This window comes from Corynebacterium ihumii (assembly GCF_028609825.1).
Lineage (GTDB): Bacteria > Actinomycetota > Actinomycetes > Mycobacteriales > Mycobacteriaceae > Corynebacterium > Corynebacterium afermentans.
In genome coordinates this window covers 1,381,656-1,403,002 of the sequence record NZ_CP063190.1, presented here as the reverse complement: position 1 = coordinate 1,403,002, position 21,347 = coordinate 1,381,656, and the positions used below count along the sequence as shown (strand labels likewise).

At 65.8% G+C, this 21,347-nt stretch carries 19 protein-coding genes and 2 pseudogenes; 15 read left to right on the top strand and 6 right to left on the bottom strand.

Annotation, left to right across the window (positions count from 1 at the left end):
* Positions 1–23 precede the first annotated feature (23 nt).
* The gene (locus tag CIHUM_RS06930; protein ID WP_034998682.1) at positions 24–749 is read right to left on the bottom strand and encodes a DUF1648 domain-containing protein; all 726 of its coding nucleotides are present in this window, start codon (positions 747–749) and stop codon (positions 24–26) included.
* A 10-nt stretch (positions 750–759) separates the two neighbouring features.
* Complete coding sequence (locus CIHUM_RS06925) at positions 760–1,446, bottom strand: YaaA family protein (protein WP_034998684.1); 687 nt, start codon at positions 1,444–1,446, stop codon at positions 760–762.
* Positions 1,447–1,477: 31 nt separating this feature from the next.
* On the opposite strand from CIHUM_RS06925, the gene CIHUM_RS06920 reads away from it, so the two are divergent.
* On the top strand, positions 1,478–3,265 hold the full coding sequence (locus CIHUM_RS06920; RefSeq protein ID WP_034999268.1) for a proline--tRNA ligase: 1,788 nt from the start codon (positions 1,478–1,480) through the stop codon (positions 3,263–3,265).
* A 21-nt stretch (positions 3,266–3,286) separates the two neighbouring features.
* On the opposite strand, the gene CIHUM_RS06915 is transcribed toward CIHUM_RS06920, so the two are convergent.
* Entirely contained in the window at positions 3,287–4,102 is an 816-nt protein-coding gene (locus tag CIHUM_RS06915) for a hypothetical protein (RefSeq protein ID WP_243427142.1), read from the bottom strand.
* A gap of 31 nt (positions 4,103–4,133) precedes the next feature.
* On the opposite strand from CIHUM_RS06915, the gene rimP reads away from it, so the two are divergent.
* The 4 genes and pseudogenes from rimP to CIHUM_RS11050 form a co-directional block, all read left to right on the top strand.
* On the top strand, positions 4,134–4,685 hold the full coding sequence (gene rimP, locus CIHUM_RS06910; protein WP_034999272.1) for a ribosome maturation factor RimP: 552 nt from the start codon (positions 4,134–4,136) through the stop codon (positions 4,683–4,685).
* Positions 4,682–5,701, top strand: a complete 1,020-nt coding sequence (nusA, locus tag CIHUM_RS06905) for a transcription termination factor NusA (protein ID WP_034998685.1) — start codon at positions 4,682–4,684, stop codon at positions 5,699–5,701. Before rimP ends, nusA begins: the two co-directional genes overlap by 4 nt.
* 142 nt (positions 5,702–5,843) lie before the next feature.
* Positions 5,844–6,176, top strand: coding sequence for a YlxR family protein (locus CIHUM_RS06900; RefSeq protein WP_034998687.1), 333 nt, complete (start codon positions 5,844–5,846; stop codon positions 6,174–6,176).
* A gap of 105 nt (positions 6,177–6,281) precedes the next feature.
* Positions 6,282–6,422, top strand: a pseudogene (locus CIHUM_RS11050) (translation initiation factor IF-2 N-terminal domain-containing protein); the annotation flags it as partial.
* 276 nt (positions 6,423–6,698) lie between these two features.
* On the opposite strand, the pseudogene CIHUM_RS11045 reads toward CIHUM_RS11050, so the two are convergent.
* Positions 6,699–7,016: pseudogene (locus CIHUM_RS11045) on the bottom strand (hypothetical protein); the annotation flags it as partial.
* A gap of 48 nt (positions 7,017–7,064) precedes the next feature.
* On the opposite strand from CIHUM_RS11045, the gene infB reads away from it, so the two are divergent.
* The 6 genes from infB (at position 7,065) to CIHUM_RS06870 (ending at position 13,484) form a co-directional block, all read left to right on the top strand.
* Positions 7,065–9,143 carry a translation initiation factor IF-2 gene (gene infB, locus CIHUM_RS06895; RefSeq protein WP_350308266.1) on the top strand — a complete coding sequence of 693 codons (2,079 nt, stop codon included), beginning with the start codon at positions 7,065–7,067 and terminating at the stop codon, positions 9,141–9,143.
* A gap of 117 nt (positions 9,144–9,260) precedes the next feature.
* Positions 9,261–9,701, top strand: a complete 441-nt coding sequence (gene rbfA, locus CIHUM_RS06890) for a 30S ribosome-binding factor RbfA (protein ID WP_034998692.1) — start codon at positions 9,261–9,263, stop codon at positions 9,699–9,701.
* Entirely contained in the window at positions 9,694–10,695 is a 1,002-nt protein-coding gene (locus CIHUM_RS06885) for a DHH family phosphoesterase (protein WP_034998694.1), read from the top strand. Before rbfA ends, CIHUM_RS06885 begins: the two co-directional genes overlap by 8 nt.
* Positions 10,688–12,025, top strand: coding sequence for an MATE family efflux transporter (locus tag CIHUM_RS06880; RefSeq protein WP_081634413.1), 1,338 nt, complete (start codon positions 10,688–10,690; stop codon positions 12,023–12,025). The genes CIHUM_RS06885 and CIHUM_RS06880 overlap by 8 nt, the downstream gene beginning before the upstream one ends.
* Complete coding sequence (locus tag CIHUM_RS06875; RefSeq protein WP_034998697.1) at positions 12,022–12,822, top strand: metallophosphoesterase family protein; 801 nt, start codon at positions 12,022–12,024, stop codon at positions 12,820–12,822. Before CIHUM_RS06880 ends, CIHUM_RS06875 begins: the two co-directional genes overlap by 4 nt.
* On the top strand, positions 12,822–13,484 hold the full coding sequence (locus tag CIHUM_RS06870; RefSeq protein ID WP_034998698.1) for a 4'-phosphopantetheinyl transferase family protein: 663 nt from the start codon (positions 12,822–12,824) through the stop codon (positions 13,482–13,484). Before CIHUM_RS06875 ends, CIHUM_RS06870 begins: the two co-directional genes overlap by 1 nt.
* Before the next feature lie 161 nt (positions 13,485–13,645).
* Here CIHUM_RS06870 and truB read toward each other — a convergent pair whose 3' ends face one another.
* On the bottom strand, positions 13,646–14,539 hold the full coding sequence (truB, locus tag CIHUM_RS06865; RefSeq protein ID WP_034998699.1) for a tRNA pseudouridine(55) synthase TruB: 894 nt from the start codon (positions 14,537–14,539) through the stop codon (positions 13,646–13,648).
* A gap of 31 nt (positions 14,540–14,570) precedes the next feature.
* On the opposite strand from truB, the gene CIHUM_RS06860 reads away from it, so the two are divergent.
* The 4 genes from CIHUM_RS06860 (at position 14,571) to CIHUM_RS06845 (ending at position 19,524) form a co-directional block, all read left to right on the top strand.
* The gene (locus tag CIHUM_RS06860; protein ID WP_034998701.1) at positions 14,571–15,539 is read left to right on the top strand and encodes a bifunctional riboflavin kinase/FAD synthetase; all 969 of its coding nucleotides are present in this window, start codon (positions 14,571–14,573) and stop codon (positions 15,537–15,539) included.
* The gene (locus CIHUM_RS06855) at positions 15,536–16,498 is read left to right on the top strand and encodes a nucleoside hydrolase (protein WP_034998702.1); all 963 of its coding nucleotides are present in this window, start codon (positions 15,536–15,538) and stop codon (positions 16,496–16,498) included. The genes CIHUM_RS06860 and CIHUM_RS06855 overlap by 4 nt, the downstream gene beginning before the upstream one ends.
* A 103-nt stretch (positions 16,499–16,601) precedes the next feature.
* A complete protein-coding gene (gene rpsO, locus CIHUM_RS06850; protein WP_034998704.1) occupies positions 16,602–16,871 on the top strand; it encodes a 30S ribosomal protein S15 in 270 nt (89 codons plus the stop codon).
* A 364-nt stretch (positions 16,872–17,235) separates the two neighbouring features.
* The gene (locus CIHUM_RS06845) at positions 17,236–19,524 is read left to right on the top strand and encodes a polyribonucleotide nucleotidyltransferase (protein WP_034998706.1); all 2,289 of its coding nucleotides are present in this window, start codon (positions 17,236–17,238) and stop codon (positions 19,522–19,524) included.
* Between the two features lie 74 nt (positions 19,525–19,598).
* Here the strand turns inward: CIHUM_RS06845 and CIHUM_RS06840 are convergent, their stop codons facing one another.
* Positions 19,599–21,182 carry a succinic semialdehyde dehydrogenase gene (locus CIHUM_RS06840; RefSeq protein WP_034999274.1) on the bottom strand — a complete coding sequence of 528 codons (1,584 nt, stop codon included), beginning with the start codon at positions 21,180–21,182 and terminating at the stop codon, positions 19,599–19,601.
* Positions 21,183–21,347: the final 165 nt, after the last annotated feature.

Below are 21,347 nucleotides of genomic sequence, written 5' to 3'. Positions count from 1 at the left end.
TTCCCGCGGGACGCGCACGTCCGCTACATCGCCACCCCAATGGCCATGGGTACTGCCACGATCACCACCACGCCAACGACTACCCGGCGCAGATACTGCTTGCCCGGCGCGTGAGCGGTGTTCACCGCGATCTTGCCCGGGTTCGACGGCAGCACGGCGGCGAGCATCGGGTCGTTCGGCGCCGAGTAGGTGCCCATGCCGCCCTGGTAGCGCAACCGCTCGTTGCGGGCCTGCTCGTCTGCGTCCGGTTCAATGCCGTCCTTCGCGTTCGTCATGCGCAGCGCAACAACCACCACGTAGACGGTGAAGCCGATCAACAGCGCGATCCCCAGCCAGAACGGGATGGCCACATCCGGCACCACCATGCCGATGTTCGTCACCGTGAGCAACGCCGCCAGCGAGAGGATGATTTTCGACACCACGTCTGCGGAGGCGTCGCAAAGCTTTTCGACGCGCCGGGCCGCCGTCTCCGAATACGGCAACGCGTCCTCGGCGGGGACGTCGACGGTGTTCCGGGCAAGCGATCTCGGCGGCAGAAACAGCGGCATCATCAGCGTTACCGCGATGCCGATGATCATCGGCAGGGTCGTGCTGAGCAGCGTCTTCGGCGCGAAGCCGTCCGCCTCGCCGGTGGGGCCGACGTGCACCGGCACCGGGTCGGGGATGGCGTCCCAGCGCAGCAGCACGTACGCGAACCCGGTGGCGTAGATGAGCGCGGCCAGGCCGTAGCGGCGGTAGTGGGCAGGCATAAAACTCAATCTACACACGCATGGTGAGCTGGGTGCCGTCAAGAGCAACGTCGAACCCGGCGGCGGAAGCGATATCGGCGACGTCTTCGGCGCGCGTGGCGTAGTGAGGCGTCAGCGCGCGGGCCAGCTCGCCTTTGTACTGCTTGTTAAAGTGGCTGACCACCTTGCCGGTCGCGGCCTGCTCCACCCGCACGGTCAGCGCTCCCGGCACCGGACCGAGCTGCTGGTAGGCGCCGGAGCGCATGTCCACCACGAAGTCTTCCTCGGCCAACACCTTCGTCACGGCAGAGCCCCACCACGCCTTCATCGTCTTCCCGCCGAGCTTGGAGCCGCCGGAAACCCGGTAGCGGGGGATCAGATCGCCCGCCCGCACCACACCGAACAGCGCGGAGCCCACGGCCAGGCGCGACAGCGCGTCCGTGGAGAGCGAAGCAGCATCGAGGGCGTCGTAGAGCACCCCGGTGTAGCGCTGGATCGCCGGCATCACCGGCGCGGAGCGCAACGCGAGGTTCTCCTCGGCTTCCGCGCGCTTGCCGGCGGGGATTTTCAGCTCGCGCATCATGGTGTCGACGTCGGTGGCCGAGAGAGCGTCGAGAAGCAAAGTGCGCACCGGATCGAGCGACGGGAACGACAGCTGCATCTCAGCGTCGGTGCCGCCGGGGGCTTTGGTTTCAGAAGGCGGGAGGACGATCAGCATGCGCAAAACCCTAGCGGTAAACTGCCAAACCATGATTACACGCCTGTCCACGCTGTTCCTGCGCACGCTGCGCGAAGACCCCGCCGATGCCGAAGTGCCCAGCCACAAGCTGCTGGTGCGAGCAGGCTATGTGCGTCGCGCCGCCCCCGGCGTGTACTCCTGGCTGCCGCTGGGCCTGCGCGCGCTGCGCAAGATCGAGGGCGTGGTCCGCGAGGAGATGGACGCCATGGGCGGCCAGGAGCTGCTCTTCCCGGCGCTGCTCCCGCGCGAGCCGTACGAGGCCACCAACCGCTGGGCCGAATACGGCGACGATCTGTTCCGCCTGAAAGACCGCAAGGGCGCGGACATGCTGCTCGGGCCCACGCACGAGGAGATGTTCACCACCGCGGTGAAGGACCTGTACTCCTCCTACAAGGAATTCCCGGTCACGCTGTACCAGATTCAGACGAAGTACCGCGACGAGGCGCGTCCCCGCGCCGGCATCCTGCGCGGACGCGAGTTTGTGATGAAGGACAGCTACTCCTTCGACATGTCCGACGAAGGTCTGGACCAGTCCTACGCCAACCACCGCGCCGCCTACCAGCGCATCTTCGACCGCGTGGGGCTGCGCTACGAGATCTGCAAGGCCACCTCCGGTGCGATGGGCGGCTCCGCGTCCGAGGAGTTTTTGGCGTACTCCGACAACGGCGAGGACACCTTCGTCGTTTCCACCGCGGGCGATTACGCGGCCAACGTGGAGGCCGTTACCACCGTCGCACCGGAGCCGCGCGCGTACGACGGCCTGCCGGAGGCGGTCGAGCACGACACCCCGTCCTCCGAGACGATTGCGGCGCTCGTGGAGTGGGCGAAGGGGCAGGGGGTGCTTATCGACGGCCACTCCGCCGAAGCCTGCGACACCCTCAAATGCATGATGGTGAAGGTCAACGACCCGCGCGCGCTGGATGAAGACGGCGAGCCGGTCGGCGAACAGCTCGTCGGCGTGCTCATCCCGGGCGACCGCGAGCTGGACGAGAAGCGCCTGGAGGCATCGCTGGAGCCGGCCACGTTTGAGCTGGCCAGCGACGAGGACTTTGCCAAGCACGACTTCTTGGTCAAGGGCTACGTCGGCCCGCGCGCGCTGCAGGCCAACGGTGTGCGCGTGCTGGCGGACCCGCGCGTGGTCGACGGCACCAGCTGGATCACCGGCGCGGACGCACCGGGTAAACACGTGGTGGGCCTGGTCGCGGGCCGCGACTTCACCGTCGACGGCTACGTCGAGGCCGCCGAGATCAAGGCGGGCGACCCGTCGCCGTCCGGCAACGGCACCGTGGAGCTCGCCCGCGGCATCGAGCTGGGCCACATCTTCCAGCTCGGCCGCAAGTACACCGAAGCCATGGACGTGCAGATCCTGGACGAAAACGGCAAGCGCGCCGTGCCCACCATGGGCTCCTACGGCATCGGCATCTCCCGCATGCTCGCGGTGATCGCGGAGCAGCGTCACGACGACAAGGGCCTGGTCTGGCCCGTGGAGATCGCCCCGTTCCAGGTGCACGTGGCGGTGGCGAACAAAGATGCCGCAGCACTCGAGGCGGGCGACCGCATCGCCGCCGAGCTGTCCGAGGCGGGCCTCGAGGTGCTTTTCGACGACCGCCCGAAGGTCTCCCCGGGCGTGAAATTCAAAGACGCCGAGCTTTTGGGCATGCCGTTCATTGTCATCCTCGGTCGCGCGTTCGCCGACGGCATCGTGGAGCTGCGCATCCGCGGCGGCGAGACGCTCGAGGTCCCAGCCGACCAAATCGTGGCCAAGGTCCAGGAGCTCGTGGCGGAACGTCTGGGGTAGTCCGGGGTTGTTGCTCGTGCCCTAAGTCCGCTGCGCGTGGGCGGCCAGCCTGATGGCGTCCTCGCGCCAGGTAGCTGACTCCGCGTGTGCGGCGGTGTAGCGCCACTGTTTGACCAGGTCGCCCTGCATGGTGCTCACCAGCTGGGCGGCCTCTTCTGCGTTCGCAGGCTCGGCGTAACCCTCGGCAAAGTCGTAGCCGGCGGCCGGGACGAGGGCCTCGTCGGCCGCGCCTTCGACAGGGCCCAGCACGCGGGCGAGCGCCGCGGTGCGCTCGTGGGATGCCTCGCGCAGCTCGCCGACGCGCTCGCGCAGACCGGAATCGGCGTAGGCGAGTGCAACACCGAGGCCGTAGTACATGGCGTTTTCGCGGGCGAGCAGGTCGCGCGCCGCTTCCGTGTCCGCGGCATCCGAGAGGGTTTCGGTGACAGGCTCGAGGTCGACGGGGGAAAGCGTTAGTGCGTCGATAGCCTGGGCGACGATGAGGTCCGCGGACTCCGCCGGCACCTTGTCGGCGGCGGCGACGGTGTGCTCGAGCAGCGCGTCCGCGTTACCCGTGGCGGGCAGGTCCGTGTCGCCGTAGCTCACGTCGCAGGAGGTGGGGGTGTTGCCGGTAGCGTCCACGCCGCACAGCCTGCGCGCTTCCCCTTTCAGCTCCTCGCTCTGCTTCTTGCGCATCTCGCGCCACTGCTCCCGAGAGGGGTCTCCGAAAACCCAGTCGGCGGAGGCATGCTTCGCCAGCGCCATGATCTCGCCGTTCGCGCGCGGACCCACAACGTCCATCACGGTGCAGCTGGTGAGCAAAAGCGCAGCGGCGGGCAGCAGGAGGAGTTTCTTCACGCGCTGCACGTTACACGCTAGGTTGGTCGGCATGGCTTTTCCCACGAACGAGGCAATCGAGCGCATGGTTGAACCGGTTGCGCGCACCTACGGCATGGACATTGAGAAGATCCGCACGGTCAAGGCGGGCAAGAAGTCGCAGGTGGTCATCGCCCTGGACTCGGACGAGCATCCGACGCTCGACGACCTCGAGGAGGTGTCGAAGGAGCTCTCTACGCTTTTCGACGACGCCGAGGAACGCGGTGAAGTCAGCTTCGGCGCCGGCTACACCCTGGAGTTGACCACCCCGGGCGTGGACCTGCCGTTAACCGAGGCGCGGCACTTCCGCCGCAACCGCGGCCGCAAGGTCAAGGTGGGCGGGGAGCAGTGGCGCGTGGGACCGCTCGACGCGAACGAGACTCTGGTGGCGTTGGTGCGCGCGACGAAAAAGGGGGAGGAGGTTCGTATTTCGCCGGTTTCTGAATTGTCGGGAGCAGTGGTAGAAATTGAGTTCAATGCCCCGCCGGCGACCGAGTCAGAGCTGGCGGATCGGGCGTTTGAAGAGCTTGAGGCCGCTGCGGCGGAAGGAAAGGAACACAAGTGAATATCGACTTGAACGCGCTGAAGGCGATCGAGGAACAGCAGGGCATCGCCATGGAGGATTTGCTGGCGACTATCGCAAATGCGCTGCTGTTTTCCTACCGCGAGTTCAAGGAGGGGGATGCAGGTGTCAAGGGGGACGACAGCTCCAAGGCGCGCGTCGACATCGACACCGAGACCGGCGATGTGGCCGTCATCGTCAGTGAGCTGAACGCCGAGGGCGAGGTCGTCTCCGAGTACGACGACACTCCGGTGAACTTTTCCCGCATCGGCTCCGTGGCCGTGCGCGACGCCATCAAGGGGCGTCTCCGTCAGGCGGAGGCCGGCCGTGTCTACGACGAGTACTCCGGGTTTGAGGGGCAAGTGGTCTCCGGCGTCGTCCAGCGCGACGCGCAGGCGGAGGCCCGCGGCCTAAACATTGTCCAGCTGGGCACCGAGGCAGACCCGCAGGACGGCATCCTGCTGCCGGCGGAGAAAATCCCGGGCGAAAATCTCAAGCACGGCGACCGCATCAAGGCCTACGTCGTGGGCGTGAACAAGGGCGACAAGCGCGTGCAGGTGAACCTGTCGCGCACGCACCCGGAGCTGGTGCGCGGCCTGTTCGCACTCGAGGTGCCGGAGGTTGCGGACGGCTCCGTAGAGATCATCGGCATTGCCCGCGAGGCGGGCCACCGGTCCAAGGTGGCGGTGCGCGCCACCGTCAAGGGAGTCAACGCCAAGGGTGCCTGCATTGGCCCGCGCGGTGCTCGCGTCACCAACATCATGTCCGAGCTCGGCGGTGAGAAGATCGACATCATCGACTGGGACGAGGACCCCGCCAAGTACGTCGGCAACTCCCTGGCCCCGTCGAAGGTGGTTTCCGTTGAGGTGCTGGACCTTGAGGCGCAGGCGGCCCGGGTGACCGTGCCGGATTACCAGCTGTCGCTGGCCATCGGCAAGGAAGGGCAGAACGCCCGCCTTGCTGCGCGTCTGACGGGCTGGAAGATCGACATCCGTTCCGACGCAGACGCGGCAGAGTAGTTCGCAGAGAAATTACACCGCTGTAACCAGGAAACCCGCTGGAAATATAGATCCAGCGGGTTTTGGCGTACAGTGTTATACGGCTTTTGTGTCCGCACGATCAGGTGCGGCGACGACGATGGCGTGAAAGGAAGGGACGCGGATGGGTGTTGCGCGCAAGCAGCCGATCCGCACCCGAACCTGCATCGCCACCCGCACCGCGCAGCCGGATACCCAGCTGCTGCGGGTTGTCGCCGACCCTGACGTGCCGGGGCGTGTGCTTGCGGACCCGGCCAGGAAACTTCCTGGCCGGGGAGCGTGGATCACGCCCTCGTTGGATGCGGTCGAGCTGGCGGAACAACGCCGTGTCTTCGGGCGGGCGCTCCGTCTGTCCACTGCGGTGGACCTAGGTCATGTACGTACGTACCTTGCGTCGTCGCAAAGCAATTGCGACGAGGTAAACGACCCAGACGAAAAAGGAAAGACTGAACACTGATGAGTACGCAACGATGAAGCAGCATCAGCGATGAATGTCACTGACCACGTCTAGGGGCAGGTAGCCGGAAGGGCACTGCTCCTAGCAACAACGAAGAGGAGATACGTGTCCGGAAAGCTACGCGTTCATGAGTTGGCAAAACAGCTCGGCGTAACAAGTAAGGAACTGCTTGCCACGCTCAAGGAGCAGGGTGAGTTTGTGAAGACGGCGTCGTCGACGATCGAGCCGCCCGTCGTGAAGAAAATGAAGGCGCACTACGCCAAGCAGACCGGCGGCAACGACGCTGCCGACGAGAAGAAGAGCGAGGCTGGGCCGAAGAAGCCGCCGCTGAAGAAGCCGGGCCAGAACCGTGCGAAGGCAACGGCGCCGAAGCCTGCCACCCCGAAGCCTGGCGCACAGTCGAAGCCGGCGGGCGACAAGCCTGCCCCGGGTGCCCCCAAGCCGGGCGCGAAGCCCGCAGGTGGCGAGTCCGCGCCGAAGCCGGGTGCCCCGAAGCCCGCAGCAGCGAAGCCGGGCGCGCCGAAGCCAGGTGCCCCGAAGCCGGGTGCCCCGAAGCCGGGTGCCCCGAAGCCGGGCGCAAAGCCTGGCGCGCCGAAGCCGGGCGCACCCAAGCCGGCCGCACCGAAGCCGGCTGCCAAGCCGGGTGCCAAGGGCGGCGCTCCGACGCCGGGCGCTATGCCGCGTCCGGTGCCGAAGCCGGGCCGTCCGCGTGTGGCCAACAACCCGTTCTCTTCCAACACCGGTGGCGGACAGCGTCCGCCGCGTCCGGGTGGTGGACGTTCGGGTGGCGGCCGTTCCGGTCCGGGTCAGGGTGGCCCGCGCCCCGGTGGCGCACGCCAAGGCGGTGGCGCACGCCAAGGCGGCGGCTCACGCCCGTCCCCGGCGGATATGCCTGCAGGTCCGTCCCCGACACAGATGCCGTCGAAGGCGGCCGCCCCGGGCGGTCGAGGCCGTGGCGGTGGCCGTGGTCGTGGCGGTGGACCGGGTGGTCCCCGTTTCGGTGGTCCGGGCGGCGGATTCCGCGGTCGCGGTGGTCGCCGCGGCGGCACCGCCGGTGCATTCGGACGTCCGGGTGGTGCGCCCGGCAAGCGTCGTAAGTCCAAGGGTCAGAAGAGGGCTGAATACGAGGAGATGCACAAGCCGAACGTCATCGGTGGCGTTCGTCTCCCCGACGGCGGCGGCAAGACCGTCCGCCTGCGCCAAGGCGCGACCCTGTCTGACCTGGCGGAGAAGATCAACACCGAGGCGTCGTCGCTGGTTCAGGCGCTGTTCAACCTCGGTGAAATGGTGACGGCAACGCAGTCCGTGTCCGAGGACACGCTGCAGCTGCTCGGCGCCGAGATCAACTATGAGGTGCAGATCGTCTCGCCTGAGGACGAGGACCGCGAGCTGCTCGAGTCCTTCGACCTGCAGTTCGGCGAGGACGAAGGCGGCGAAGAGGCACTTGAGCACCGCCCGCCAGTGGTTTCCGTCATGGGCCACGTCGACCACGGTAAGACCCGCCTTCTGGACTCGATCCGCAAGGCAAACGTGGGTCGCGGCGAGGCCGGCGGCATTACGCAGGGCATCGGCGCGTACCAGACCGAGGTCACCCTCGAGGACCGGCCGCGAAAGATCACGTTCCTGGATACTCCGGGCCACGAGGCGTTTACTGCCATGCGTGCCCGCGGCGCCAAGTCCACCGACTTGGCCATCCTGGTTGTGGCGGCGGACGACGGCGTGATGCCGCAGACCGTCGAGGCGATCAACCACGCCAAGGCGGCGGAGCTGCCGATCGTGGTGGCGGTGAACAAGGTGGATAGGCCGGAGGCTCAGCCGGACAAGATCCGCGGTCAGCTCACCGAGTACGGCCTGGTGCCGGAAGAGTACGGCGGCGACACGATGTTCATCGACATCTCGGCGAAGCAGGGCACCGGCATAGACGATTTGCTCGAGGCTGTGCTGCTGACCGCGGACGCGGCGCTCGAGCTGACGGCGAACCCGGACATGGACGCCCAGGGCGTGGCCATCGAGTCCTACCTGGACCGCGGCCGCGGCCCGGTTTCCACCGTCATCGTGCAGCGCGGCACCCTGCGTGTCGGCGACTCCATCGTCGTCGGCGGCAACTTCGGCCGCGTGCGCCGCATGGTCGACGAGTGGGGCAACGACGTGGAAGAGGCGGGCCCGTCCCGCCCGGTCCAAGTCCAGGGCCTCAGCGGTGTCCCCGGCCCGGGCGACAACCTGCTCGTGGTCGACGACGACCGCGTTGCCCGCCAGATTGCTGCGCAGCGTGATGCTCGTCAGCGCGCGGCGATGCAGGCTCGTCGTAAGAAGCGCGTGTCCCTGGAGAATCTGGATCAGGCGCTCAAGGAGCGCAGCCAGCTCAACCTCATCCTCAAGGGCGACAACGCCGGTTCGGTGGAAGCCCTGGAGGAGGCGCTGCTCAAGATCGAGGTCGACGACGAGGTGCAGGTCAACATCATCGACCGCGGTGTCGGTGCTGTGACCCAGACCAACGTCACCCTCGCGGCGGCGTCGGACGCGATCATCATCGGCTTCAACGTCCGCGCCGACGGCAAGGCCACCGAGGAGGCCAACGCCGAAGGCGTGGAGATCCGCTACTACTCGGTGATCTACCAGGCCATCGAGGACGTCGAGAGCGCGCTCAAGGGCATGCTCAAGCCGATCTACGAGGAGCGCGATCTGGGCGAGGCGGAGATCCGCCAGATCTTCAAGGCATCCGCTGTCGGCCTCATCGCCGGCTGCATGGTCACCGAAGGCAAGGTCAAGCGCGGCGCGAAGCTGCGCCTGGTCCGCGACGGCAACGTCATCACCCCGGACGCGACCATCGAGTCGCTGCGCCGCGAGAAGGACGACGCCAACGAGGTTGCCAAGGGCTACGAGTGCGGCATGGTGCTGTCCTACCCGGATATTCAGACGGGCGACATCATCCAGACCTACGAGATGGTCGAGGTGCCGCGCGACTAGCACTGCAGCGCCGTCCCCGTCGTAAAGCAATTGCTTATCGACGCCAACCCCCGCTCCGCGCGAACCTGCGCAGGGCGGGGGTTACACTATTGAAAGTTTCGGACAAAGGAGTTGAGCATGGCTGACAACCCTCGCGCACAGCGCCTGGCAAAGCAGATTCAAACGATCGTCGCATCCGCCATCGAGCGGGAAGTGAAAGATCCACGCTTGGAACTGGTCACCGTCACCGACACCCGCGTCACCGGCGACCTGCACGACGCAACCATTTACTACACGGTGCGTGGCCGCAACATCGACGACGATCCGGATTACGACCAGGCCGCCGTGGCGCTGCACCGCGCCCGCGGCCAGATCCGCAAGATCGTGGGCGATCAACTCAGTGTGCGTTTCACTCCGACCATTTCCTTCGAGCGCGACACCGTCCCGGAGTCCTCCGCCCACATGGAGGAGCTGCTCAACCGGGCCCGCGCCCGCGACGAGGAACTGGCAAAGCTGCGCGCGAACGCGAAGCCGGCGGGCGACAGCGACCCCTACAAGCGCACAGGTGACGATGTCTAAGCAGGCACCGGTATACCTCCCGGAGGCGGCGGCGCAGTTCGAGGCCGCCGCCTCCCGTGTGCGCGCAGCAGAGAAGATATCGGTGGTTGCGCACATCAAGCCGGACGCGGACGCGATCGGCTCCGCCTGCGCGCTGGCGTTCGGCCTGGAGAAACTGGGCAAGGACGTGGAGGTCTATATTGGCCAGCCGCTTCCGCACTCGGCGAACATGCGCACCATCCCAGGTGTGGACCGTATCCAGTACGGCGCGCCGCTGCCTGACGACGGCCTCGTGGTCACCGTGGACTGCGCGTCCGCGGACCGCACCGGCTCGCTCATGCCGGCGATCGTGGAAGATCCCTCCCGGGTCATCGTGATCGACCACCACAACACCAACCCCGGCTTCGGCGGAATGAACCTGATTGTGGAGAGCGAATCCACCACGGTGATGGTCCGCGAGCTGCTGGGCCGCCTCGACGTCGAGCTGGACCCGGACATTGCCTACGGCCTCTACGCCGGTTTGGTCACGGATACGGGAAGCTTCCGCTGGGGCACACCGCGCATGCACACCTTCGCCGCTGAGCTCATGGAGTACGGACTGAACACCCGCCAGATCGCGCTCGACCTGATGGACACGATGGGGCCCGTGGATTTGCAGCTGATGGGCGAGGTGCTGGCGAACACCCATATCGTGCCCACGAAGGGCCTGTCCGTGGCCGTGCTGACGATCCCGGTGGGCATCCACTCGCGCATGAGCCAGACAGCGGTTGAGTCGATTATCGATTACTCCCGTTCGCTGGAAGGCACGGATGTCGGTGTGGTGCTCAAGGAGCAGTCGAAGAAACAATGGGCGATGTCGCTGCGCTCGGTTGTGGTGGATGTCTCCGCCGTGGCGAAGCAGCTGGGCGGCGGCGGCCACTGGGCAGCCGCCGGATATTCCGCCAGCGGCAGCCGCAACGAGGTAATCCGCAAGCTTCTCGACGCGTTCCCGGAGCCGCAAGCAACTGATGACTAACTGGCAACCAGCAAAGCAACGTTCGATGGGCCGCGAGATCCTAATGCTCGCCCTGCCAGCGCTCGGCGTCTTGGCCGCCAACCCGCTCTACTTGCTGCTCGATACTGCAGTGGTGGGCAGGCTCGGCACCGCACAGCTGGCCGCGCTTGCGGCGGGCGCGGCGATCCAGTCCACGGTGACCACCCAGCTGACGTTTTTGTCCTACGGCACCACGGCGCGCAGCTCGCGCTTTTTCGGCGCCGGCAAACGCGACAAAGCGGTGGCGGAGGGGGTGCAGGCCACGTGGGTGGCGCTGGGCGTCGGCACGCTGCTGGCGATTATCGTTGGGCTGTTCGCGCAACCCCTCGCCCAGGCGCTAGCCAACGACTATGAGACGAGCGTGCGGGCCGCCCAGTGGATGCGCGTGGCGGTTTTCGCCGTGCCGTTAACGCTTGCGATCATGGCCGGCAACGGCTGGATGCGCGGCGTGCAAAACACGAAGCTGCCGTTCTACCTGACGCTATGCGGGCTGATCCCGGGAGCGATCCTGCTGCCGATTCTGGTGGGGCGTTTCGGCCTGGTCGGTTCCGCAATTGCCAACGTGATCGGCATGGGGATTACCGCCGTGCTGTTCGTGGTGGTGCTGGCGCGCGAAAACGCCAGGTACGGCGGAAGCTGGGCACCGCGCTGGAGCGTGATCAAACGCCAGCTCGTGTTGGGCCGGGACCTGATCTTGCGCTCGCTGTCGTTCCAGGTCTCGCTTTTGGCTGCCGCGGCGGTCGCGGGCCGGATCGGAGTGGTGGCGCTGGCGGCGCACCAGCTGATGCTGCAGCTGTGGAACTTCCTCACCCTCGTGTTGGACTCGTTGGCGATCGCGGCGCAAACGCTCACCGGCTCCGCGCTGGGGCGCGGAGGCGCGCAGCAGGCCCGGGCCGTGGGGCTGCAGGCGCTGAAGTACTCCATGATCTTCGCGGTGGCGCTGTCCGCCGTGTTCGCGCTATTCGCTGTGCCGATCCAGAGTATCTTTACGGCGGACCCGGTGGTCGTTCATACGCTGCGGGTGCCCTGGTTGCTGCTTATCGGAATGATCCTGGTCGGCGGGGCTGTCTTCGCCCTCGACGGCGTGCTGCTTGGTGCCGCCGACGCCGCGTTCTTACGCAACCTCACACTGTTTTCGCTGCTGGCGGTGGCGCTGCCGATCATCCTGGCCGCCGGGGTGTTTGGCTGGGGCCTCACCGGCATCTGGGTCGGGCAACTCGCTCAGGTAGCCACGCGATTGGTTGGCGTGGTGTGGAGGTTCCGCTCAATGCGGTGGGCCGTGTCTGGCGTAGATGGTAAGAAAGAGGAATGACCACCACGCTCTGGGCCGTCAGCGACCTACACGCGGCGGTGAAGCGCAACGGCCCGAAGATCGACGCAATCCAGCCGGCCGACCCGTCGGACTGGCTCATCGTGGCGGGCGACGTCGCCGAGCGGCCAGAGCTGATCATCCAAGTGATGGAAAATTTGGCTAAACGCTTCGACACCGTGGTGTGGGTGCCGGGCAACCACGAGCTGTTCTGCCGCTCAGCGGACAGGCACCGGGGCCGTGAGAAATACACGATGCTCGTGCAGGCCATGCGGGCAATCGGCGTGATCACCCCCGAGGACCGCTACCCGGTTTTCGGCGGGGTGACCATCTGCCCGCTGTTCACCCTCTACGACTACTCGTTCCGCGCCCGCGACCTCACCGTGGAAGAGGCGCTTGCCGCCGCGCACGAGAACAACGTGGTGATGACCGACGAGGTCGCCATTGCCCCCTTCGTGGACATCCGCGCCTGGTGCTGGGACCGGCTGGCGTACACCACCAAGCGGCTCTCCCGTATCAACGGCCCCACGATCCTGATCAACCACTGGCCGCTGGTGCAGGAGCCGGTACAGCGCATGCAGTGGTCCGACATCGCCCTGTGGTGCGGCACCCGGCACACGCGAACCTGGGCCCAGCGCTACAACGCGAAGGCCGTCGTGTACGGTCACTTGCACATGCCGGGGGTGACAACTGTCGACGGAATAGAGCACATCGAAGCGTCTCTCGGCTATCCGCGCGAATGGGAGCAGCACCCGTCTGCGCAGCCGTTCCCGTACCCGGTCATGGAGGTTGAGCAGTGATGCAAGACGTTGCGCTGTTCCCTCCCGAAGCACGATGCGTATTTTACCTCGCCGACGACTCGACCGACACCGTCGACCTGACCCGCTACGAGGACCTGCACCCCGACGAGCGTAATGAGGTCAGCGCCGCCGTGGACGTGCGCAAAGGCGAGTTCGGCGACGCCCGCTGGTGCGCGCACCAGGCGCTGCGTGAACTCGGCGTGGAATCTGCCGGGGCCATCCTGCGAGGGGAAAGGGGCATGCCGCTGTGGCCCGAGGGGTTCACTGGCTCTCTCACGCATACCGACGGGCTCCGCGCAGCCGTGGCTGCCTCCACCCGCCACGTGCACTCCATGGGCATGGACGCGGAGCCGGCAGAGCCGCTTCCGGACGGGGTGCTGCGCTCCATTGCCAGCGAAACCGAGATAGCGATGGTGCAAAGACTGCAGGCCGACGGCTACACCTGGGCGGATCGGCTGCTGTTTTGCGCCAAGGAAGCCACCTACAAGTGCTGGTACCCGATGACCCGGCGCTGGCTGGACTTCGACGAGGCCGAAATCGAGCTGCGCACCGACGGGTCCTTCACCTCCCAGCTGTTGGCGCGGCCCGCCCCAGTGCCGTTGTTCGAGGGCCGCTGGATCGAGCGCTGCAACTACGTGGTCACCGCCACCTACGTGCGGTAGCACCCGTGCGCAGGATCGAGGGCTGACATCTCCTCGCGCAAACCCTGGGATCTAGACCCAGGGATCCGCCGATTTTTGCGCGAACCCAGGCTCTCGATCCCAGGGTTTGTGTATCGAGGGCCGGGCAGGGCGGGGCGGGCAAGACGGGGCAGGGCGGGCTCCTACAGCGTCGAGGGGCGTGCGACGAACACTGTGGCGAGGCGCTTGCCCTTCTCCTTCACAAGCGCCACCGCGCGCCCATCCGGACCCACCGCCGCGTGGACGCCCTTGAGCCCGCGCGGCTTCAGCCACTTGCCCATGGCCAGGGCGTCGTATTCGTCTGCTGTCACGTGGAGGACCGGCCACACGCGAATCAAGGCGTCGTCCAGGCTCAGCGACAGCTCGGCGGAGTTCTCGAGCTGCTCCAGGGTGCGTGCATCGGTGAGGGAGAAAACGCCGACACGGGCGCGTCGTAAGGCAATCAAATGCCCCCCGACACCTAAAGCAGCACCCAGGTCGCGCCCGAGCGAGCGGATGTAGGTGCCGGAAGAGCAGTGCACGCGCGCGTCGACGTCCACGAACTCGCCGTCGCGGCGGATCTCGCCGAGGTCGAAGGCGTGGATGGTCACCTCGCGCGCGGGGATGTCCACCTCCTCGCCGGCGCGCACGAGCTCATGCGCGCGCCGCCCGTCGATCTTGATCGCGGACACCTTCGACGGCACCTGCATGATCGTGCCGGTCAGCTTTGCCACCTCAGCGCGGATCGCCTCATCTGTGACCCCGGAAGCATCATGCGTATCGACGGTTGCGCCTTCGGCATCATCCGTTGTCGTCGACGCGCCCAGGCGGATGGTGGTTTCGTACACCTTGTCCTCGGCCACGAGGTGGGCCAGAAGCTTCGTGCCGCGCTCGATGCCCGCCACCAGGACACCGGTTGCCATGGGGTCGAGCGTGCCTGCGTGGCCGACTTTGCGGGTGCCGAAGAAGCGGCGCAGGCGTGCGACAACGTCGTGGCTGGTCATGCCAGCGGGCTTGTCCACGACGACGATTCCGGAAGTGGCGAGGGGATCGTTCATGTCTCGCGATTATGCCGTACCCTAAGTCCCCGTGGATATTCTGCGCGGGCTTTCGAGTGTGCCGGATTCCTTCGCGGAAACCGGCACGGTAGTCACTATCGGTGTGTTCGACGGAGTGCACCGGGGCCACCAGCTGCTCATTTCCAAAGCGGTGGACACCGCTCGCGAACTCGGCGTGCCGTGCGTTGTGATGACCTTCGACCCGCACCCCGTGACCATTTTCGCTCCGGAGCGCGCGCCTCGGGCGCTGATGCCTCTCGACGAGCGCGCCCGCCACATCGCCGACCTGGGCGTGGACGAGCTTGTGGTCATCGATTTCCGTGAAGAACTGGCCGGCCTGACGCCTGCGGAGTACATGGACGACGTGTTGGTTTCCACCCTGGGCGCGAAGCACGTGCTGGTGGGGGAGAACTTCACCTTCGGACGCGACGCCGCCGGCACCGCCACCGACATGGCGCAGCTCGGGGAGCGGGCGGGCGTGGACGTGACCATCGTCAAACTGCTGGGCGAGGGCGAAGTGCGGATTTGTTCCACTGCCATCCGCGACCATCTTTCCGGCGGCGACGTCGCCCTGGCCACAGACTTCATGGGCCGGCCGTTTTCCGTCATCGCCCCGATTGAGCGTGGCGCGGGCCGCGGTGGCAGGGAGCTGGGCTACCCCACGGCGAACCAGTACGCCTCAGACACCTCCGCAGTGCCCGCGGACGGCGTGTACGCCGGCTGGCTGACCATCATCGACGACGGCGAAATCGACGGCGACATGGAACCCGGCGTGCGCTACCCGGCGGCGATTTCCGTGGGCACCAACCCCACGTTCGGCGACGCGCGACGCAGCGTGGAGTCCTTCGTGCTGGACCGCGACGCGGACCTGTACGGGCGCATGGCGCGCGTGGAATTCGTGGAAAAAGTCCGCGACATGCTCAAGTTCAACTCCGTGGACGAGCTTTTGGAACACATGTCCCGCGACGTTTCCCGCACCCGCGATATTCTCGTGGCATGACCCCCAAGCTGATCCTGGATTTGGACACCGGCATCGACGATGCCCTGGCTCTCGCGTACGCGCTCGCCTCGCCGGAAGTCGAACTTATCGGCGTGACCTGCACCTACGGTAACGTCGTGGTGGAGCAATCTGTCCGCAACACCCTGGCAATTCTGGAGCTGTTCGGCCGCACGGACGTGCCAGTGTTCGAAGGCCCGGGCCACGCGCGCGCCAAGGACTCGTTTGAAGTCCAGGAGATCTCCGCGTTCATCCACGGCCAAAACGGCATTGGCGAGGTTGAGATCCCGGATGCCGCCCGCCAGGTTGAGCAGACTTCCGCGGTGGATTTTTTGGTTGATTCGGTGCACAAGTACGGCGACGAACTGGTGATCGTGCCCACCGGCCCGTCCACCACAATCGCCGCCGCGATCGAGGCGTCAAACGTGTTCCGCGACGGCGCGCAGATTGTGATGATGGGCGGTGCGCTGACCGTGCCGGGCAACGTCACGGCGTGGTCGGAGGCGAACATCCACCAGGACCCGGAGGCGACCGACCTGATGTTCCGCAGCCTGCGCAACGTCACCATGATCGGCTTGGACGTGACCCTCCAAACGCTGCTGACTACTGCGGAGACCACGAAGTGGGCCGAGCTGGGCACAGCCGGTGGCGCGTTCTTGGCGGACATCACGAACTACTACATCGACGCATACAAAACCACCTCGCCGCACCTGGGCGGTTGCGGTCTGCACGACCCGCTGGCGGTAGCGGCGGCGATCAACCCGGGCCTGGTGGACACGCTGGGCGTCAACATGAAGGTGGACACGGAAGGCGAAACGCGCGGGCGTACCATCGGCGACGAGGCCCGGCTCAACGACCCAGACAAGCACGCCGCAGTGGCCGTGCGAGTAGACACGACGGGCTTTTTGCTGGAGTTCATGCACCGGTTGAGCGTTTTGGCTCAGGCAACCCCGGTCGTGTAACCTCTTGCGAGGTCTTGCGCCACTCGACTGTGGTTCGCGGCAGTCACGGCGCAGCAAAGACTTTTTCCGTAGAACGCGAACTGAAACAACCAAGGAGTACCTCATGGCACTGTCCACTGAGAAGAAGAGCGAGATCCTCAAGAACTACGGCCTGCACGAGACCGACACCGGCTCTCCGGAGGCACAGGTTGCGCTGCTCACCGAGCGCATCAACAACCTGACCGAGCACCTCAAGGACCACCAGCACGACCACCACTCCCGTCGTGGCCTGCTGCTGCTCGTCGGCCGTCGTCGCGGTCTGCTGAAGTACCTGCGCGAGAACAACGTCGAGCGCTACCGTGACCTGATCGGTCGCCTGGGCCTGCGTCGTTAATCACGCGCCTGGAAGCACGCCTCACCCAACGTGGTGGGGCGTTTTTTCGTGCGGCGTTGAACTGGGTTGCGCTGGGGTGAGCTGGGCTGGGTCCTCGTTGGCGGCCATGCGCAGATTTGTTCACGGCGCGATGAATGATCCCGCACTAGTCGAACACCCAACCTGGGCAGAGTGAACAATTCGGCAACTAAGCGGCAACAAATTCACTGCTCCGCTGCGGCGCCGTGAACAAATCCGCACGGGGCCGCCGGGGTGGTTCGGCGTGATCAGCGCCGATTTTTTGTTATCATCATTGGCCGTTGCATGAGAAACACGACAAGGCGGCACCGATGATCGCCACGAACCTTCAAGGAGAGGGATCCTTTTGAGTAAATTCACGCCAAAGAACTCGTACGACGTCCACGTGGACGAGGAGTTCGGCATCACCGAGGCAGTAGCCACCCTGGACAACGGCGACTTCGGCTCGCGCACCATTCGTTTTGAAACGGGGCAGCTGGCACGTCAAGCGGACGGCTCCGTGACCACCTACCTCGACGACGAGACGATGATGCTGGCCACCACCACCGCATCCAACCAGCCGCGCGAGGGCTTCGACTTCTTCCCGCTGACCGTGGACGTGGAAGAGCGCATGTACGCTGCGGGCAAGATCCCGGGATCCTTCTTCCGCCGCGAGGGCCGCCCCTCCACGCAGGCGATCTTGGCTTGCCGTCTCATTGACCGCCCGCTGCGCCCAACCTTCGTCAAGGGTCTGCGCAACGAGGTGCAGGTTGTCATCACCGTGATGTCGCAGCACCCGGAGGAGTACTACGACGTTGTTGCTATCAACGGCGCATCCGCCGCGACCCAGCTGTCCGGCCTGCCGGTTTCCGGCCCGGTCGGCGGCGTGCGCATGGCGCTGCTGGCAGACGACAAGCACCCGGAGGGCCAGTGGGTGGCCTTCCCGAACCACGAGCAGCACGAGCGCTGCCTGTTCGAGATGGTTGTGGCTGGCCGGATGGTCGAGCGCAAGCGCGGCCGCAAGACCGAAGAAGACGTCGCCATCATGATGGTGGAGGCTGGCGCCGGCGTGAACGTGGTCAAGCAGATCGAGGCTGGCTACCCGGCACCAACCGAGTCCACCGTCGCCGAGGGCATCGAGGCCGCCAAGCCGTTCGTTGAGACGCTGTGCCGCGCCCAGCGCGGCCTGGCCGACGAGATGGCCAAGGAGACCAAGGAGTTTCCGCTCTTCCCGGCGTACTCCGACAAGGTCTTCAACGCCGTGGAGAAGAAGGCATCCAAGAAGCTGGCCAAGCTGCTGACTATCAAGGGCAAGGCCGAGCGCGACGAGGCCACCAACGAGTACATGGAAGACATCGAGGACAGTCTCCTCGAGGACTTCGACATCGACGATGATGACCGCGAGGAGTACGCGGCGGCGTCGAAGGAAATCCGCGCGGCCTACAACGCGTTGATGAAGCAGATCGTGCGCGAGAAGATCCTCGCCGAGGGCTTCCGCATCGACGGCCGCGGCGTGACCGACATCCGCGACCTCGAGGTCGAGGTCGAGCTCATCCCGCGCGCCCACGGCTCCGCCCTGTTCGAGCGCGGAGAGACCCAGATCCTGGGCGTGACCACCCTGGACATGCTGAAGATGGAGCAGCACCTGGATTCTTTGCACCCGGAGGATTCCAAGCGCTACATCCACCACTACAACTTCCCGCCGTACTCCACCGGCGAGACCGGCCGCGTCGGCTCCCCGAAGCGCCGCGAGATCGGCCACGGTGCACTCGCGGAGCGCGCGCTGTTGCCGGTGATCCCGTCGCGGGAGGACTTCCCGTACACCATCCGCCAGGTCTCCGAAGCGCTGGGCTCCAACGGCTCGACCTCCATGGGCTCGGTGTGCGCCTCCACGCTGTCGCTGTACAACGCGGGTGTGCCGCTGGCCGCCCCGGTGGCCGGCATCGCCATGGGCCTGGTCTCCGGCGAGGTCAACGGTGAAACCGAGTACGTCGCGCTGACCGACATCCTCGGTGCGGAGGACGCGTTCGGCGACATGGACTTCAAGGTTGCCGGCACCCGCGAGTTCATCACCGCGTTGCAGCTGGACACCAAGCTCGACGGCATCCCGTCGAAGGTGCTGGCAGACGCCCTGAACCAGGCCCGCGACGCGCGCGACGCCATCCTGGACACCATGGCAGAGGTCATCGAGGGCCCGGACGAGATGAACTCGCTCGCTCCGAAGATCACCACCGTGAAGGTCCCCGTGGCCAAGATCGGCGAGGTCATCGGCCCGAAGGGCAAGACCATCAACCAGATCACCGAGGACACCGGCGCCGAGATCTCCATCGAGGACGACGGCACCGTGTTCGTCTCCGCCGCATCCGGCGAGGCAGCGGACGCCGCGATCGAGAAGATCAACGCCATTGCCAACCCGCAGATGCCGAAGGTGGGCGAGCGCTACCTCGGCACCGTGGTCAAGACCGTGGCGTTTGGCGCGTTCGTGTCCATCATGCCGGGCACTGACGGCCTGATCCACATCTCCAACCTGGGTGGCAACACCCGCGTGGAAAACGTCGAGGACGTCATCAACGTCGGCGACAAGGTCGAGGTGGAGATCCGCGACATCGACAACCGCGGCAAGATCTCGTTGGTTCCGGTCGAGGACGGCGAGTAACCGTCAGGTAATCGTCGAAAAGCGGGCGCTCTCGAGGTGAGGGCGCCCGCTTTCTTGCTTGTCGACGCTTCACGTCACGGCAAGAACCGCAACTTCTTGCCCAGATCGAGCGCAGTAGTCATGAGCTCGCCGTAGTACCTGCGCGGCATCTGTTTGGGGCCGCGCATGGGCATGATCCGCTGCTGGGAGATGTTTTTGACCTCGGTGTACTTGGTCAGCCCTTCGGGGCCGTGGCGGCGGGCCACGCCCGATTCCTTCACGCCGCCGAGCGGGGTGGACACGGATGCCCAGGTCGCCGCGTAGCCGTCGTTGATGGTCACGCCGCCTGCGTGAACCTGCTCGGCGATCTCCCACGCTGTATCCGGGGCGCCGAAGACAGAGGCATTGAGGCCGTAGTTGGTGCTGTTGGCCAGGCGGATCGCCTCCTCGGTGTCCGCCACGCGCTGGACGTAGACGACCGGGCCGAAGACCTCTTGGGTGAGCAGGTCGGCGTCCTCGCTGACATCTGTGAGCACCGTCGGCTCGAAGAAGAACAGCCCAAGGTCCGGGCGGGGCTTGCCGCCGGAGACGACGGTCGCGCCCTTTGCCACGGCGTCATCGACGAACCGTTGCACGGTGTCCAACTGGTTCTGGTTGATCAGCGAGCCCATCTGGTAGTTCCAATTCAGGCCTGAACCCAGTTTGATGCGTTTGGTGGCCTCGCTGAACGCGCCGATGAAGCGGTCGAAGACCTCGTCAGGCACGTAGATGCGCTCGATGGAGACACACAGCTGGCCTGAGTTGGAAAAACAGGCGGTGGCGATGGTGTCGATGTGGGCTTCGATGTCGGCGTCCGGTGCGATGATCATCGGGTTCTTGCCGCCCAGCTCCGCGGAGTATCCGACGAGGCGTTCGCCGACAACCTTGCCAAGCAACTTGCCGGTGGCGGTGGAGCCGGTGAACATGAGATAGTCGCACTGTTGGGCAATCGCCTGGCCGACAACCTTTCCGGAACCGGTGACAATTTGGAACACGTCGTGCGGAAGGCCCGCGTTTGTGAGTAACTTCTTGGCGATGATGGCAGAAAACGGGGTGGTGGAATCCGGCTTCGCCACCACGGCGTTACCAGCCAACAGTGCGGGGATAGCGTCGGAGACCCCAAGCGCGAGCGGGTAGTTCCACGGGCTGATCTGGCCCACCACGCCCTTGGGGAAGCGCTGCTCCTTGGTAGAGGTGATCACCGGAAATGCGCCGGCGCGTCGCTTGGTGGACAGAAAACCGGCTGCGTTGTTGGCGTAGTAGCGGGCGTTGTTGAGCACGTCCAGCACCTCATCAAACGCCGCGGTGCGGTCTTTTCCTGTCTCCAGCTGCACCAGATCCGCCAGCAGGTCCTGGCGTTTAACAACACTCTTGTGGAATTGCTCCATGACCTTCACGCGGTCCGCCACGGGTTTCGCGGCCCAGTCCTTTTGCGCAGAGCGGGCGATCCGGAACGCTTCGTCCACATCCGCCTCTGTGCCGCTGCCGACAGCGCCGAGGGCGTCCTCAACGAAGGGGGAGCGGACCACGGTGGAGTCTCCGGAGGCGAGCGAACCGGTGGTGTGGTTGGTGGTGAGTGCGAGCAGTTCCTCTACGAAGGGTGTTGGCAGTGCTGCTTCATTGAGCCGTTTGGGGAGCATGGAGACGAGCTTAGGCTGCATTCGCCGTGGTAGGGTTTGGCGGATTATCAGTGGAGTTCCGCTTTGACGGCCCCGCGAGTTCCCGTGCAGGAAAGGTGAATCCATGGGGCGCATTAATGTGAAAAAGACTGCCGCGCGGGGAGCACGTGGAGCTGAAGGGCAACG

Coding starts and splice junctions, on each gene's coding strand:
- CIHUM_RS06930 (WP_034998682.1), bottom strand. CDS start 749: ATGCCTGCCCACTACCGCCGCTACGGCCTGGCCGCGCTCATCTACGCC.
- CIHUM_RS06925 (WP_034998684.1), bottom strand. CDS start 1,446: ATGCTGATCGTCCTCCCGCCTTCTGAAACCAAAGCCCCCGGCGGCACC.
- CIHUM_RS06920 (WP_034999268.1), top strand. CDS start 1,478: ATGATTACACGCCTGTCCACGCTGTTCCTGCGCACGCTGCGCGAAGAC.
- rimP (WP_034999272.1), top strand. CDS start 4,134: ATGGCTTTTCCCACGAACGAGGCAATCGAGCGCATGGTTGAACCGGTT.
- CIHUM_RS06900 (WP_034998687.1), top strand. CDS start 5,844: ATGGGTGTTGCGCGCAAGCAGCCGATCCGCACCCGAACCTGCATCGCC.
- infB (WP_350308266.1), top strand. CDS start 7,065: ATGCCTGCAGGTCCGTCCCCGACACAGATGCCGTCGAAGGCGGCCGCC.
- rbfA (WP_034998692.1), top strand. CDS start 9,261: ATGGCTGACAACCCTCGCGCACAGCGCCTGGCAAAGCAGATTCAAACG.
- CIHUM_RS06885 (WP_034998694.1), top strand. CDS start 9,694: ATGTCTAAGCAGGCACCGGTATACCTCCCGGAGGCGGCGGCGCAGTTC.
- CIHUM_RS06880 (WP_081634413.1), top strand. CDS start 10,688: ATGACTAACTGGCAACCAGCAAAGCAACGTTCGATGGGCCGCGAGATC.
- CIHUM_RS06875 (WP_034998697.1), top strand. CDS start 12,022: ATGACCACCACGCTCTGGGCCGTCAGCGACCTACACGCGGCGGTGAAG.
- CIHUM_RS06870 (WP_034998698.1), top strand. CDS start 12,822: ATGCAAGACGTTGCGCTGTTCCCTCCCGAAGCACGATGCGTATTTTAC.
- truB (WP_034998699.1), bottom strand. CDS start 14,539: ATGAACGATCCCCTCGCCACTTCCGGAATCGTCGTCGTGGACAAGCCC.
- CIHUM_RS06855 (WP_034998702.1), top strand. CDS start 15,536: ATGACCCCCAAGCTGATCCTGGATTTGGACACCGGCATCGACGATGCC.
- rpsO (WP_034998704.1), top strand. CDS start 16,602: ATGGCACTGTCCACTGAGAAGAAGAGCGAGATCCTCAAGAACTACGGC.
- CIHUM_RS06840 (WP_034999274.1), bottom strand. CDS start 21,182: ATGCTCCCCAAACGGCTCAATGAAGCAGCACTGCCAACACCCTTCGTA.